This window comes from Cellulomonas chitinilytica (assembly GCF_016862675.1).
Classification (GTDB): Bacteria; Actinomycetota; Actinomycetes; order Actinomycetales; family Cellulomonadaceae; genus Cellulomonas; species Cellulomonas chitinilytica.
The window spans coordinates 202,355-217,209 of sequence record NZ_BONK01000003.1 but is presented as its reverse complement, the minus strand read 5'-3'; the positions used below and the strand labels follow the sequence as shown (position 1 = coordinate 217,209).

Sequence of the window (14,855 nt, the reverse complement as noted above, 5' to 3'; positions counted from 1 at the left end):
GCAGGTCGACGCCCGGGGGCGCACTCCTGCGGGCGTGCCCCGTGCGGGTGAGTCACAGCGGCCTCCGGGCCCGTGACCTCGACGCGGTCGGGCGGGGTGGGCGGTCGTGCGTACCCTGCCCGCATGGACTTGTTCGACGCCGTCACGTCGACCGCGACGGGCGTGCCCGCGGTGGGGGCGAACGCACCGCTCGCCGTCCGCATGCGGCCGCGGACGCTCGACGAGGTCGCGGGCCAGGGACATCTGCTGGTCGCGGGCTCGCCGTTGCGCCGGCTGGTCGAGCCCGCGAACGACGCCGCCCGCCGCGCGGCGCCGACCTCGGTCGTCCTGTGGGGTCCGCCCGGCACGGGCAAGACGACGCTGGCGTACCTGATCGCCGCCACGTCGGGCCGCCGCTTCGTCGAGCTGTCGGCCGTGACCGCCGGCGTCAAGGACGTGCGGGCCGTCATCGAGGACGCCCGCCGGCGACTCGCCACCGACGCGTCCGAGACGGTGCTGTTCATCGACGAGGTGCACCGCTTCACCAAGGCCCAGCAGGACGCGCTGCTGCCGAGCGTGGAGAACCGCTGGGTGACGCTCGTGGCGGCGACGACGGAGAACCCGTCGTTCTCGGTGAACTCCCCGCTGCTGTCACGGTCCTTGCTGCTCACGCTGCAGCCGCTCGGCACGGACGACGTCCGCACGCTCGTCCGCAGGGCCGTGGCGGACGAGCGCGGGCTGGGCGGGGCCGTCACGCTCGCGGAGGATGCCGAGGAGCACCTGCTGCGCCTGGCGGGCGGGGACGCGCGCAAGGCGCTGACGATCCTCGAGGCCGCCGCCGGGGCTGCGCTGTCCGACGAGCGGGCCGGCGAGGACCCGGTCCTCGTGGACCTCGCGACCGTCGAGCGCGCGATCGACGTGGCGGCGGTCCGCTACGACCGGGACGGCGACCAGCACTACGACGTGATCAGCGCCTTCATCAAGTCGGTGCGGGGGTCGGACGTCGACGCGTCGCTGCACTACCTCGCACGGATGATCGCGGCGGGGGAGGACCCGCGGTTCATCGCCCGGCGGATCGTCATCTCGGCCGCGGAGGACGTGGGCATGGCGGACCCGAGCGCGCTGCAGACGGCCGTAGCGGCGGCGCAGGCGGTCGCGCTCATCGGCATGCCCGAGGCGCGGATCATCCTGGCCGAGGCCGTCGTCCACCTCGCGACGGCCCCGAAGTCGAACGCCGCGTACACGGGCATCAACAAGGCGCTGGCGGACGTGCAGGCGGGCCGGCTCGGCTCGGTGCCGTCGCACCTGCGGGACGCGCACTACCCGGGCGCACGGCAGCTGGGCCACGGCACCGGGTACGTGTACGCGCACGACGAGCCGCACGCCGTGGCGGCGCAGCAGTACCTGCCCGACGAGCTCGTCGGCACGCGGTACTACGAGCCGAGCGACCGCGGGTACGAGCGGCAGGTCGCCGAGCGGCTCGAGCGCGTGCGGGCGATCCTCGACGACCGGGACTGACCGGGCCGAGGGTGACGCCGGGCGGGCTGACGGCTCTGCCGGCCCGCGATTCGGCCTGCGGGCGTCGAGACGGTAAGGTATCCAGGTCGTCCTCGGGACGGGTGCTGCGCATCTGTCGGTGAACCGTGAGGTCGACCACCTGGGGCCTTAGCCGCGCGGCACCCGTCGCGCACCATGGTCGGCCCCACGCCCGCCGGAACTCCACCTCGCGGGTGTGACGTCAATCAAACGACAGGAAGTATCTCTGTGAGCAGTGTGACCCGTTCGCGCCGCCAGGTCCGCCTGAGCCGCGCACTCGGCCTGGCCCTGACGCCGAAGGCCGTCAAGCACTTCGAGAAGCGCCCCTACCCGCCCGGCGAGCACGGCCGTGCCCGTCGCCGCACCGAGTCGGACTACGCGGTCCGTCTGCGCGAGAAGCAGCGTCTGCGCGCCCAGTACGCGCTCCGCGAGAAGCAGCTCGCCCGTGCGTACGAGGACGCCCGCAAGGCCCCGGGCCTGACCGGTGAGGCGCTCGTCGAGAACCTCGAGACGCGTCTCGACGCGCTCGTCCTGCGGTCGGGCTTCGCCCGGACCATCCTGCAGGCCCGCCAGGTCGTGGTGCACCGCCACATCCTGGTCGACGGCAAGATCGTGGACCGCCCGTCGTTCCGCGTGAAGCCCGGCCAGACGCTGCAGATCAAGCCGAAGAGCCAGGCCACCGTGCCGTTCCAGGTCGCCGCCGCCGGTGCGCACCGCGACGTCCTGCCGGCCGTCCCGGGCTACCTCGACGTGCAGCTCGAGAAGCTCAGCGCCGTCCTGGTCCGCGCCCCCAAGCGCGCCGAGGTCCCCGTGACCTGCGAGGTCCAGCTGGTCGTCGAGTACTACGCCCGCTGACCCAGGCACCACGAACGCCCCGCTGCGCCCGTCGCACGCGGGGCGTTCGTGCGCCAGCGGTCGACCGGGGGCGTCGTGCGCGTGCGCGACGCGTTCGTGGGTAGGGTTTCCGGCGGGGTCGTCGGGACCCCGGACTGGAGGGGTGGCATGTCGGTCGGTGACGTCGCAGGCCTCATCGCGGCGGTCGCGTTCGTGGGGCTCGTCGGGTTCCTCGCCGTGCCGCTGGTCAAGCTGGGGCGGACGTTCGACGGGGCCACCGCCTCCCTGAAGGAGCTCACGGACCACACGGTGCCGGTGCTCGACGAGACGGCCACGCTCGTCGCGTCGTCGAACACGCAGCTCGAGAACATCGACACGGTGACCACGGCCGCCGCGCAGGTGTCGGAGAACGTCTCGGCGCTGACGTCCCTGTTCGCCGCGACGGTCGGTGCGCCGATGATCAAGGTCGCGGCGTTCTCGTACGGCGTGCGACGTGCGCTGTCCGGGCTCACCGCCCCGCGTCGGGGCAAGTGATGCGCAGGCTCGTGTGGGTGGGGGTCGGCGTCGTGGCGACGATCCTCGTGGTCCGCAAGGGCCGCGCGCTCGTCGACGCGTACGTGCCGGCGGGCACCGCGGACGCCGTGCAGGGGGTCGGCCGGCTCATGACGGCCGTCCGGACGGCGCAGCACGAGTTCCGCACGGGGATGGCCGAGCGCGAGGAGCAGCTCCGGCACGACCTCGTCGGCGACGTGGACGTCGAGGCGCTGCGGGCGCAGCGTCCGGAGCGGGTCGCCGACCTACGCCGCACGTGGGCCGCGCGCCGCGCCCGCGAGGACTGGGTCGGTCCCACGGAGGACCCGGACGACGACGACGGGTACGCGTTCTTCTGACCTGATTGCCGTCGCCAGGCGGTGCACCACCGAGAAGGATGTCCCGACCGGGACAGGACCGAACGACATACGAGGACACCATGCGTACCGCCGAGATCCGCCAGCGTTGGCTCGACTACTTCGAGGGCCAGGGCCACGCCGTCGTGCCGTCGGCACCCCTCATCTCGCCGGACCCGTCGACGCTGTTCGTCATCGCGGGCATGGTGCCGTTCATCCCGTACATGCTCGGCGAGCAGACCCCGCCGTGGCCGCGCGCCACGAGCGTGCAGAAGTGCGTGCGCACCCTCGACATCGAGGAGGTCGGCAAGACGACCCGGCACGGCACGTTCTTCCAGATGAACGGCAACTTCTCGTTCGGCGACTACTTCAAGGAAGGCGCGATCACGCACGCGTGGCGCCTGGTGACCTCGTCGCAGGCGGACGGTGGCTACGGCTTCGACCCGGACAAGATCTGGGTCACCGTCTACCACGACGACGACGAGGCAGTCGCGCTGTGGAAGCGCATCGCGGGCCTGCCCGACGAGCGCATCCAGCGCCGGGGGATGAAGGACAACTTCTGGTCCACGGGTGCGCGAGGCCCGGCCGGTCCCTGCTCGGAGATCTACGTCGACCGCGGCCCCGAGTTCGGCGCCGAGGGCGGTCCGGTCGTCGACGAGGACCGGTACCTGGAGATCTGGAACCTCGTCTTCATGCAGTACGAGCGCGGCGACGGCGGGGGCAAGGAGGACTTCCCGATCCTCGGCGAGCTCAAGCAGAAGAACATCGACACCGGCATGGGGCTGGAGCGGGTCGCGTACCTGCTGCAGGGCGTCGACAACATGTACGAGATCGACCAGGTGTTCCCGGTCATCCAGGGCGCACAGGACCTGTCGGGGCGTCGCTACGGCGCGAACCACGACGACGACGTGCGCATGCGGGTCGTCGCGGACCACGTCCGGTCCGGCCTGATGCTCATGGGCGACGGCGTGACCCCGTCGAACGAGGGCCGCGGGTACGTGCTGCGCCGGCTGCTGCGCCGCTCGATCCGGGCGATGCGCCTGCTCGGCGTCGAGGACCTTGCGCTCCCGGTGCTGCTGCCGATGAGCCGCGACGCGATGAGCCCGTCGTACCCGGAGCTCGCACGCGACTGGGACCGGATCAGCCAGGTCGCGTACGCCGAGGAGGAGACGTTCCGGCGCACCCTCGCGGCGGGCACGACGATCCTCGACACGGCCGTCCAGGCGGCGAAGGGCGCGCCGTCGCCCGTGCTGTCCGGCGACCAGGCGTTCGCGCTGCACGACACCTACGGCTTCCCGATCGACCTCACGCTCGAGATGGCGGCGGAGCAGGGCGTCTCGGTCGACGAGCAGGCGTTCCGGACGCTCATGCAGGCGCAGCGGGAGCGCGCGCGGGCCGACGCGCTCGCGAAGCGGGCGGGCCGTGCCGACACGGCGGCGTACCAGGAGCTGCACTCGACGCTCAGCGAGGCCACCGCGAAGCCGGTGCAGTTCGTCGGGTACACCGACGCGGAGGCGCGGTCGCAGGTCGTCGGCCTGCTCGTCGACGGCGTTCCCGCGCCCGCCGCCACCGCACCGGCGGACGTCGAGGTCGTCCTCGACGTGACCCCGTTCTACGCGGAGGCGGGCGGCCAGCAGGCCGACACCGGCGTGATCGTGCTCGACGGCGGCGCCCGGATCGAGGTCGACGACGTCCAGGCGCCGGTCAAGGGCCTGTCCGTGCACCACGGGCGCCTCGTCGACGGCACGGTCACGTTCGGCGAGCGCGGCACCGCGAAGATCGACCTCGGCCGCCGCCGGGCGATCGCGCGTGCTCACACCGCGACGCACCTCGTCCACAAGGCGCTGCACGAGTCGATCGGCGAGTCGGCCACGCAGGCCGGGTCCCTCAACGCGCCGAGCCGGCTGCGGTTCGACTTCCGCTCGCCCAGCGCGACCCCGAGCGAGGTCGTCGCGGAGATCGAGGAGCGCGTCAACCAGCGCCTGCAGGACGACCTCGAGGTCACCGACTCGGTGATGCGGATCGACGAGGCGCGCGCCAAGGGCGCGATGGCGCTGTTCGGCGAGAAGTACGGCAACGAGGTCCGGGTCGTCGACATCGGCGACGGCTGGTCGCTCGAGCTGTGCGCCGGCACGCACGTGAAGCGGTCGGGGGAGCTCGGCCTGGTCACCCTGCTGTCGGAGTCGGCCATCGGCTCGGGCGTCCGTCGCGTCGACGCGCTCGTCGGCGCGGGCGCGTACGGCTACCAGGCCAAGGAGCGGGCGCTCGTCGGCCAGCTCTCCGGGCTGCTCGGCGCCCGCCCGGACGAGCTCGCGGACCGGGTGTCCTCGCTCCTCGCACGTGTCAAGGACTCCGAGAAGAAGCTGGCGACGATGCGCGCCGGTCAGCTCCTGGCGTCAGCGGGCTCGCTCGTCGAGGGTGCGCAGACGGTCGGTGCCACGCGTGTCGTCACGCACGATGCGGGCGAGGTGTCCGCGGACGACGTGCGGACCCTCGTCCTCGACCTGCGCTCCCGCCTCGGCGAGTCGGCGCCCGCCGTCGTCGCCGTCGGCGGGACGGGCAACGGGCGTCCCGTCGTCGTCGTCGCCACGAACGCGGCGGCGCGTGCTGCGGGTGTGCGGGCCGGGGCGCTGGTGCGCACCGCGTCGGGCATCCTCGGTGGCGGGGGCGGCGGCAAGGACGACCTCGCGCAGGGCGGCGGCACCGACGCGAGCCGGCTCGGCGAGGCCCTGGCGGCGGTCGTCGGCGCCCTGGGCGACTGACGTGCCGCGCGACGCGGAGGAGGTCGTCCGCGGGGTCCGGCTCGCGGTCGACGTCGGGTCCGTGCGGGTGGGGCTCGCCACGAGCGACCCGGACGGTCTCGTCGCCACGCCCGTCGCGACGCTCGCGCGTGACGGGCGGAAGCCGGCGGCCGGGCAGGTGCCGGCGGATGTGGCGCAGATCGTGCACGAGGTGGGCGAACGTGGTGCGGCAGTCGTGTACGTCGGACTTCCCAGACATCTATCCGGTACCGAAGGTGCCGCATCAGGTGCCGCCCGCGCGTACGCTGTCCAACTGGCGCAGGCTGTCGCACCCGTGAGGGTGCGGCTGGTCGACGAGCGGATGAGCACGGTGTCCGCCCATCAAGCGCTGCATGCGTCCGGCCGATCCGGACGCAGCCACCGGCAGGTCGTCGACCAGGCGGCCGCGGTGGTGATTCTGCAGTACGCGCTGGACGCGGAGCGTGCGACGGGACGGCGTCCCGGAGAGCGGGTCGACGCCGACCCACCTCAGCACGGTCCTGTGGCGCGCGGGGGGGCTGCAGGTGACGGAGGAACGACTCTGGAGTGACGCACACGTGAGCAACAGCCAGACCGACTGGTGGGCACCGGTGGAGCGGAGTGACCAGGTGACAGATCTGTTCGGCGACCCCGCCGCAAGGTCGTCGTCGCCCGAGTCGCGACGCTCCCGGTCCCGCGGCCGCGCACGTGCCCAGCGCGAGCGCCAGAAGCGACGTCGCCGCTCGATCTGGGTGCTGATCGTGGCGCTCGTGCTCGTCGCGGGTGCGGGGTACGTGGTCTCCGAGCTGCTCGGCGGCGTCTTCGGCGGCGGCAGCGGGAACGAGGCCGGCGTCGAGGACTACCCGGGCCCCGGGCACCCGGCGGCGCGCGTCGTCGTGGCGGACGGCGACACGGGCGCGATGATCGCGCACACGCTCCAGGTCGCCGGTGTCGTGGCGACCGAGAAGGCGTTCAACCGTGCGTACGCGGCCAACCCCGACTCGATCTCGATCCAGCCCGGCACGTACAACCTGCTGCTGGAGATGAAGGCGTCCGACGCGGTCCTCGCGCTGCTCAACCCGTCGAGCCGCGCGACCATCGGCGTGACGATCCCGGAGGGCTACACGACCGAGCAGACGCTCGCGAAGGTCAACGAGGTCACGCTCATCCCGATCGAGGACCTCAAGGCGGCCGCGGCCGACCCGGCGGCCATCGGCCTGCCCGCGGAGGCGGGGGGCGCCGTCGAGGGCTGGCTGTTCCCCGCGACCTACCCGGTGGAGCCCGGCGCCTCGGCTGCGAGCGTCCTGCAGCAGATGACCGCGAAGACGGTCGAGGTCCTCACGGTCAAGGGTGTCCCGAACGACCAGTGGGAGACGGTGCTGAACAAGGCGTCCATCGTCGAGCGTGAGGCGAAGCTCGCGGCGGACCGTCCGAAGGTCGCGCGAGCGATCGACAACCGGCTCGACAAGCAGATGCCCCTGCAGGTCGACGCGACGGTCGCGTACGGCCTGGGCATCTCGGGCAAGCAGCTCACCACCGAGATGACGCAGGACCCGTCGAACCCGTACAACACCTACCGCCACCTGGGGCTGCCGCCGACGCCGATCGCCTCCCCGGGGGAGGTGTCGATCGACGCCGTCCTGAACCCCGAGCCCGGTGACTGGCTGTTCTGGGTGACCGTCAACCTCGACACGGGCGAGACGCTCTTCGCGAGCAACTACGACGACCACCAGCTGAACGTCGAGAAGCTGCACGAGTGGCAGGCGGAGCACGGCGGGTAGCACGCACCGCGCCGCGTGACCGGTCGGCGGCGCACCGGTGGCAGGACCTTCCGACGGGCGACCACGCGCGAGTGGTCGCCCGTCGGGCACCTATGCTCCGGGCCATGGATCGTCACGACCCGCAGGCCCCGGTCGGGCACGCGCCGGGCACGCGCGCACGGTCGCGGGCGGCCGTCCTCGGCCACCCGATCGCGCACTCCCTGTCGCCGACGCTGCACCGCGCCGCGTACGAGTCGCTCGGGCTCGCCGACTGGCGGTACGACGCGGTCGACGTGACGGAGGACGGGCTCGCCGCGTTCGTCGGGTCGCTCGACGACACCTGGGCGGGCCTCAGCCTCACGATGCCGCTCAAGCAGACGGTGCTCGGCCTCCTCGACCACGTCGAGCCGCTCGCGGAGGTCGTCGGCGCCGTGAACACGGTGCTCCTGCAGGGGTCCGGTGCAGGACGGGTCCTGGTGGGCGCGAACACCGACGTGTACGGCCTCGTGACCGCCCTCGGCGAAGGGCTGACCGGCGGCACCGCCGCCCGGGTCGGCACGGCCGCGGTGCTCGGCGCGGGCGCGACGGCGGCCTCGACGCTGGCGGCGCTCGGCCAGCTCGGCTGCACCACCGCCGTCGTGTACGTGCGCTCCGTGCCGCGGGCCGGCGGGCTGGTGCGTGCCGCGCACCGGATGGGCGTGCAGCCGGTGCTCCGGTCGCTCGACGACGCGGTGGACCAGATCGGCACCGCGGACGTCGTGGTGTCGACGTTGCCCCCGCACGCGGCCGACGACCTCGCGGCGGCGCTCCCCGGTGCGCGGCCGGCGGGCGTCCTGCTCGACGTCGCGTACGACCCGCGGCCGACGGCGCTCTCCGCCGCCTGGGCGGCACGCGGCGGGGTCGTCGTCGGGGGAGAGCGGATGCTCCTGCACCAGGCCGTCGAGCAGGTCCGGCTCATGACGGGCCGGCCCGGTCCGGTCGACGCCATGGCGGCGGCGCTCGACGCGCGTCTGGCGTCCTAGCCACCGCGGACGTATCCCTCCGAATCCCTCAGGCCGCACCCTCGTCCTGCCGATGAGGGCAGTGGACCCGTGCGCGAGAGAGCCGGCCGGGCCTGCAACCGGAGGGAACGCGCGTGAAGCAGCTCGGGGAGATCCTGCTCGACGAAGGCCTCGTCTCGGAGGCGCAGCTGCTCGCCGCGATGGACGAGCAGATCACGCGGGGAGGCTCCCTCGGCCGCACCATGGTCGAGCTCGGCATCCTGTCCGAGGGGCAGCTCGTCAAGGCCCTCGCCGCCCAGGTCGGCATGGACTTCATCGACCTCGACGAGTTCCAGGTCGACCGTGCCGCCGTGGCGATCGTGCCGGCTGCCCTGTGCCGCAGGTACACGGTGCTCCCCGTCGGCTTCCAGGGCGGCTCGGTCGTTCTCGCGACCGCCGACCCGGGGAACGTCATGGCCGTCGACGACGTGCGCACCATGTCGGGCATGCCGGTCATCTCGGTGATCGCGACGTACGACAACCTGGCGCGGGCGATCGACCGCTTCTGCCGCGCCGACGGCGAGATGGAGGACCTCTCCTCGGCGTTCGAGGAGGAGGCCGCCGAGCCTCAGGCCGACCTGTCGAAGATGGGCGACTTCGTCGACGACGACGCCCCGATCGTGCGGTACGTCAACCTGCTGGTGACGCAGGCGATCACCGACCGTGCCTCCGACATCCACATCGAGCCGACCGAGCACGACCTGCGCGTCCGGTACCGCATCGACGGCGTGCTCCACGAGACGCAGCGCTCGCCCAAGCAGATCCAGGGCGGCGTCATCAGCCGCGTGAAGATCATGAGCGACATCGACATCGCCGAGAAGCGCAAGCCGCAGGACGGCCGCATGTCCGTGGTGCACAACGGCCGCAAGATCGACCTCCGCGTGGCGACGCTGCCGACGGTGTGGGGCGAGAAGATCGTCATGCGAATCCTCGACAACTCGACGGCGAGCCTCGACCTGCGTGACCTGTCGTTCCTCGACCACAACTACGAGACGTACCGCGAGTCGTACACCAAGCCCTACGGGATGATCCTGGTGACCGGCCCGACCGGGTCGGGCAAGTCGACCACCCTGTACGCGACGCTCAACGCGGTGTCGAAGCCGGAGATCAACGTCATCACCGTCGAGGACCCGGTCGAGTACCGGCTGCCCGGCATCAACCAGGTGCAGGTCAACCCGAAGGCCGGCCTGACGTTCGCGGGTGCGCTGCGCTCGATCCTGCGGTCCGACCCGGACGTGGTGCTGCTCGGTGAGATCCGTGACCACGAGACGGCGCAGATCGCCATCGAGGCCGCCCTCACCGGTCACCTCGTGCTGTCGACGCTGCACACGAACGACGCGCCGTCCGCGGTCACGCGGCTCACGGAGATGGGCATCGAGCCCTTCCTCGTGGGGTCGGCGCTCGACGCGGTCGTGGCCCAGCGCCTCGCGCGTCGGCTGTGCGGCAAGTGCAAGGAGGCGTACCTGCCGACGCCCACCGAGCTCGAGGCGGCCCGGTTCCCCTGGGTGCCGGGGGAGCCCGTGCCGGAGCTCATGCGACCGGTGGGCTGCGTGACGTGCTCCAACACCGGCTACCGGGGGCGGCTGGCCCTGCACGAGGTCATGCGCGTGACCGAGGACATCGAGCGTCACGCCGTGGCCCACTCGTCGAGCGCGGACATCGGTGCGACGGCGGTGAAGCAGGGCATGATCACGCTCCGCGACGACGGCTGGCACAAGGTCGCGCTGGGTCACACGTCGATCGAGGAGATCCTGCGCGTCGTCGCATGACCGTCTGCGCCGCGGCGTGCACCGCCGCCTCAAGTCGGGCACGCCGTGCGCCGATGAACGCTCGAGAGCACCCGGTCAGGAGCTGGCGCGACCGCACCGGCGGGCGCCACTGGACCTTGTGGGAGGAAATGACGTGAGCGAGTCCTATCAGGGCGCCGCAGGTGAGCCGACGAGGCCCCTGCCGCCCTACCGCCCGGTCGGTCCCCAGGTCGGGGCGCCGACCGGTCCCATGCCGACCGAGTTCTCACCGATCCCGTCGCAGAGCACGGTCCGCCCGCCGGCGCCCGCCGCCGCCCCCGGCGGGTACGCGCCGCCGAGCGCGTCCGCCGCGCCCTGGTCGCAGAGCACGCCGGCCGCGCCCTACACGCCCGCACCCCAGCGGCCTGCCGCGCCCGCGCCCGGCCCGGCCGCGGCGTTCCAGCCGGCACCGCCCGCGGGGCCGCCCGCCGGCCCGCCGACGGCGTACCTGCCTGCCCCGACGGCCCTGGCCCCGGGCGCGCCCGGGCACCAGCCTGCGGCGCCTCCCGCCGAGCCCGTGCAGCAGCCGAAGGCCCCGGCGCAGGCTGCCCCAGTCCGTGACCGTGGCCCGCGCCGCGGCATGGGCGACGAGCAGCGCGAGGACGACCTGCCGATCGACGAGGTGCTCGCCCAGATGGTGAAGCTGGGCGCGTCCGACGTGCACCTCACCAGCGGCGCGGCGCCGATGGTCCGGATCTCCGGGTCGCTGCGGGCGCTCGACGGCTTCGGCACGATGAACCCGGAGAGCCTGCGTCGCGTCCTGTACGCGATCCTCACGCAGAAGCAGCGGGAGACGTTCGAGGCGAACCTCGAGCTCGACCTCTCGTACGCCGTGCGGGGGCTGGCGCGGTTCCGCGTGAACATCTACCAGCAGCGCGAGTCGATCGGCGCGGCGTTCCGGGTGATCCCCTACGAGATCAAGCCGCTCGAGGCGCTCGGCGTCCCGGCCGTCGTCGGGACGTTCGCCGGTCTGCCGCGCGGGCTCGTGCTCGTCACCGGGCCCACCGGCTCCGGCAAGTCGACGACGCTCGCCGCGATCGTCGACCTCGCGAACCGGACCCGCGAGGACCACATCATGACGGTCGAGGACCCGATCGAGTTCCTCCACCGGCACAAGAAGTCGCTGATCAACCAGCGGGAGGTCGGCGCGGACACGCACTCGTTCGCGAACGCCCTCAAGCACGTGCTGCGGCAGGACCCCGACATCATCCTCGTCGGCGAGATGCGTGACCTGGAGACGATCTCGGTCGCCCTGACCGCGGCGGAGACCGGTCACCTGGTGTTCGCGACGCTGCACACGCAGGACGCGGCGCAGACGATCGACCGTGTCATCGACGTCTTCCCGTCCCACCAGCAGGCGCAGGTCCGCACGCAGCTGGCCGGTGCCATCCAGGGCGTCGTCTGCCAGACGCTCTGCAAGCGGTCCGACTCGCCCGGCCGGTCCGTCGCCACCGAGGTGATGGTGGCCACCCCGGCCATCCGCAACCTCATCCGTGAGGGCAAGACCCATCAGATCTACTCGGCCATGCAGGCCGGTGCGAAGCAGGGGATGCACACCATGGACCAGCATCTGGCCGACCTGGTGAAGACCGGGAAGATCGCGTACGAGACCGGCCTCGAGAAGTGCCACCACGTCGAGGACTTCAACCGGCTCACGGGTCGGTTCTCCGGCGGCTCGCAGGGTGCGGCAGGCCTCGGTGACGCGGTCACCATGGGCGGCGGCCACAACTTCGGAAGCCAGGCCCTGTGATGGCGGCGACGAAGACGTTCGAGTACGCGGTCCGGGACAAGGCCGGCAAGCTCGTCAAGGGCCGGGTCGACGCCCCCAACCAGGCGGCGGTCGCCAACCGGCTGCGTGACATGGGCCTGGCGGCGGTCTCGATCTCCGAGGTCAGCACCGGCGGCCTCAACGCCGAGATCAGCATCCCGGGCTTCGGCGGGAACAAGATCACGCTCAAGGACCTCGCCGTCATGTCGCGCCAGCTCGCGACGATGATCGACTCGGGCCTGTCGCTGCTGCGCGCCCTGTCGATCCTCGCGGACCAGACGGAGTCGAAGGCCCTCGCGAAGGTCATCGGCCAGGTGCGCAACGACGTCGAGGTCGGCGGCGCGTTCTCGACAGCGCTGAACAAGCACCCGGACGTGTTCCCGCCGCTGATGATCAACATGGTCAAGGCCGGCGAGGTCGGCGGCTTCCTCGACCAGGTGCTCGTCTCGGTCGCGGACAACTTCGAGGCCGAGGTCAAGCTCCGCGGCAAGATCAAGTCGGCGATGACCTACCCGGTCGTCGTGTTCGTCGTGGCGATCCTCGCCACGACGGGCATGCTCCTGTTCATCGTGCCGATCTTCGCGGGCATGTTCTCGACGCTCGGCGGCACGCTGCCGCTGCCCACCCGCATCCTGATGATGCTGTCGCAGGGGCTCAAGATCACGATCATCCCGATCGTGGTGGTGCTCATCGGCTTCTCCATCTGGTGGTCCCGGCACAAGAACGACCGGAGCATCCGGGAGCGCGTCGACCCGTGGAAGCTCAAGGTCCCCGTCTTCGGCAACCTGTTCCGCAAGATCGCGGTGTCCCGGTTCACCCGTAACTTCGGCACGATGATCCACGCCGGCGTGCCGCTGCTGCAGGCGCTCGACATCGTCGGCGAGACGAGCGGCAACCTCGTGATCGAGCGTGCCGCGAAGGCCGTGCAGGAGTCCGTGCGCCGCGGTGAGTCGCTCGCCGGCCCGCTGTCCCAGCACCCGGTGTTCCCGCCGATGGTCGTGCAGATGATGGCCGTCGGTGAGGACACCGGTGCGCTCGACACGATGCTCGGCAAGGTCGCGGACTTCTACGACCAGGAGGTCGAGTCGACGACCGAGCAGCTCACGAGCCTCATCGAGCCTTTGATGATCGTCGTGATCGGCGCAATTGTCGGTTCCATGGTGATTGCGATGTACATGCCCATCTTCGGCATCTTCAACCTCATCAGCTGACGGCTGCGCCCAACGAGTGAATCTGTGCCCAGCAGACATTTGTGCTCAAGTAGGCGGACCAACCGGCCGATGTCCGGGATGTATGACTGGACCGGCCTCGGCCGGACGAACTTGAAAACTCGGCAGACGTTCTCGAACCGTGAGGGAGCAGACATGATCGCTCGTATCCGCAAGTCCATGGAGGAGAAGGACCAGGGCTTCACCCTGATCGAGCTCCTCGTCGTCATGATCATCATCGGCATCCTCGCGGCGATCGCGATCCCGGTGTTCCTCAACCAGCGCAAGAAGGCCGAGGACACGGCTGCCAAGGCCGACGTGTCTACCCTCGGCAAGGAGCTGGCCACGTACTTCGTCGACTGGGACGGCAGCACCGCCGCGACGGTCTCGCTGAACACGACGACGAAGAAGTGGGAGATCAACGGCGCATCTGTCGGCAACGCGTCGAAGAACGTCTACCTCGGCACCACGAAGGACCTCGACAAGGACCAGTCGTGGTGCGTCTCGGTGAAGGACGACTCGGGCGACAAGGCCAAGTCCACCGGCTTCCGGTACTCGGCGGCCGGCGGCCTCGAAGCGGGCCAGTGCTGACGTAGTACCACAGGCGAGGGCCGGTCGGGAAATCACTCCCGACCGGCCCTCTGCCTTTTCGGGCGAACTGGGCTACTCCGGTCGGGTGAGTGTCGAAAGTGCCCTCAAGTCCCATTGTGTGGACGTCGATAACACGGACAGGTCGCACAGGCCCCGCTTGGACGGCTTTGAGGACGATGGCAACCCGAAAACTCAGGGAGTACACAGTGATCGCTCGTATCCGCAAGTCCATCGACGAGAAGGACCAGGGCTTCACCCTGATCGAGCTCCTCGTCGTCATGATCATCATCGGCATCCTCGCGGCGATCGCGATCCCGGTGTTCCTCAACCAGCGCAAGAAGGCCGAGGACACGGCCGCCAAGGCCGACGTGTCGACCCTCGGCAAGGAGATCGCCACGTACTTCGTCGACTGGGACGGCACGACCGACCCGGCCATCACGCAGACGGTCGCCACGGGTGGCGGCAAGTACAAGCTCGGCACGAACGAGCTCGGCAACGCGTCGAACAAGGTCGTCCTCGGCGACGGTGTCGAGTTCCTCGGCACGCCGCACGACACGAACTGGTGCGTCGACGTGACGGACGCGTCGGGTGACAAGGCTGTCGTCGGTTTCAAGTACTCGGCGGCGAGCGGCCTCGAGGCCGGTAAGTGCGCCTGATGCACTGACGCGTGACACGACGGGCCGACCTCAGTGGTCGGCCCGTCGTG

13 protein-coding genes are annotated in these 14,855 nt (G+C 71.2%); all 13 read left to right on the top strand.

Annotation, left to right across the window (positions count from 1 at the left end):
* Positions 1 to 123 precede the first annotated feature (123 nt).
* Positions 124 to 1,497: a replication-associated recombination protein A gene (locus Cch01nite_RS05680; RefSeq protein WP_203749716.1), complete on the top strand. Its 1,374-nt coding sequence runs from the start codon at positions 124 to 126 to the stop codon at positions 1,495 to 1,497.
* Positions 1,498 to 1,743: 246 nt separating this feature from the next.
* Positions 1,744 to 2,370, top strand: coding sequence for a 30S ribosomal protein S4 (gene rpsD / locus Cch01nite_RS05675; RefSeq protein ID WP_203749714.1), 627 nt, complete (start codon positions 1,744 to 1,746; stop codon positions 2,368 to 2,370).
* A 147-nt stretch (positions 2,371 to 2,517) separates the two neighbouring features.
* Positions 2,518 to 2,883: a DUF948 domain-containing protein gene (locus tag Cch01nite_RS05670; protein WP_203749712.1), complete on the top strand. Its 366-nt coding sequence runs from the start codon at positions 2,518 to 2,520 to the stop codon at positions 2,881 to 2,883.
* Positions 2,883 to 3,239, top strand: a complete 357-nt coding sequence (locus Cch01nite_RS05665; RefSeq protein ID WP_203749711.1) for a hypothetical protein — start codon at positions 2,883 to 2,885, stop codon at positions 3,237 to 3,239. Before Cch01nite_RS05670 ends, Cch01nite_RS05665 begins: the two co-directional genes overlap by 1 nt.
* Positions 3,240 to 3,319: 80 nt before the next feature.
* Complete coding sequence (alaS, locus tag Cch01nite_RS05660; RefSeq protein ID WP_203749709.1) at positions 3,320 to 5,998, top strand: alanine--tRNA ligase; 2,679 nt, start codon at positions 3,320 to 3,322, stop codon at positions 5,996 to 5,998.
* A gap of 1 nt (position 5,999) precedes the next feature.
* Positions 6,000 to 6,566 (top strand): Holliday junction resolvase RuvX, encoded by a 567-nt coding sequence (ruvX, locus tag Cch01nite_RS05655; protein ID WP_203749707.1) that lies wholly within the window; start codon positions 6,000 to 6,002, stop codon positions 6,564 to 6,566.
* Between the two features lie 58 nt (positions 6,567 to 6,624).
* A complete protein-coding gene (gene mltG / locus Cch01nite_RS05650; RefSeq protein WP_239069925.1) occupies positions 6,625 to 7,776 on the top strand; it encodes an endolytic transglycosylase MltG in 1,152 nt (383 codons plus the stop codon).
* Between the two features lie 104 nt (positions 7,777 to 7,880).
* The gene (locus Cch01nite_RS05645) at positions 7,881 to 8,777 is read left to right on the top strand and encodes a shikimate dehydrogenase (RefSeq protein WP_203749703.1); all 897 of its coding nucleotides are present in this window, start codon (positions 7,881 to 7,883) and stop codon (positions 8,775 to 8,777) included.
* Between the two features lie 113 nt (positions 8,778 to 8,890).
* The gene (locus tag Cch01nite_RS05640) at positions 8,891 to 10,564 is read left to right on the top strand and encodes a GspE/PulE family protein (protein WP_203749700.1); all 1,674 of its coding nucleotides are present in this window, start codon (positions 8,891 to 8,893) and stop codon (positions 10,562 to 10,564) included.
* Positions 10,565 to 10,793: 229 nt separating this feature from the next.
* Complete coding sequence (locus Cch01nite_RS05635; RefSeq protein ID WP_275407170.1) at positions 10,794 to 12,332, top strand: type IV pilus twitching motility protein PilT; 1,539 nt, start codon at positions 10,794 to 10,796, stop codon at positions 12,330 to 12,332.
* The gene (locus Cch01nite_RS05630) at positions 12,329 to 13,561 is read left to right on the top strand and encodes a type II secretion system F family protein (RefSeq protein WP_203749698.1); all 1,233 of its coding nucleotides are present in this window, start codon (positions 12,329 to 12,331) and stop codon (positions 13,559 to 13,561) included. The genes Cch01nite_RS05635 and Cch01nite_RS05630 overlap by 4 nt, the downstream gene beginning before the upstream one ends.
* A gap of 153 nt (positions 13,562 to 13,714) precedes the next feature.
* Positions 13,715 to 14,149 (top strand): type II secretion system protein, encoded by a 435-nt coding sequence (locus tag Cch01nite_RS05625; RefSeq protein WP_203749696.1) that lies wholly within the window; start codon positions 13,715 to 13,717, stop codon positions 14,147 to 14,149.
* A 206-nt stretch (positions 14,150 to 14,355) separates the two neighbouring features.
* Positions 14,356 to 14,805: a type II secretion system protein gene (locus Cch01nite_RS05620; protein ID WP_203749693.1), complete on the top strand. Its 450-nt coding sequence runs from the start codon at positions 14,356 to 14,358 to the stop codon at positions 14,803 to 14,805.
* The last annotated feature ends 50 nt before the right edge of the window (positions 14,806 to 14,855 follow it).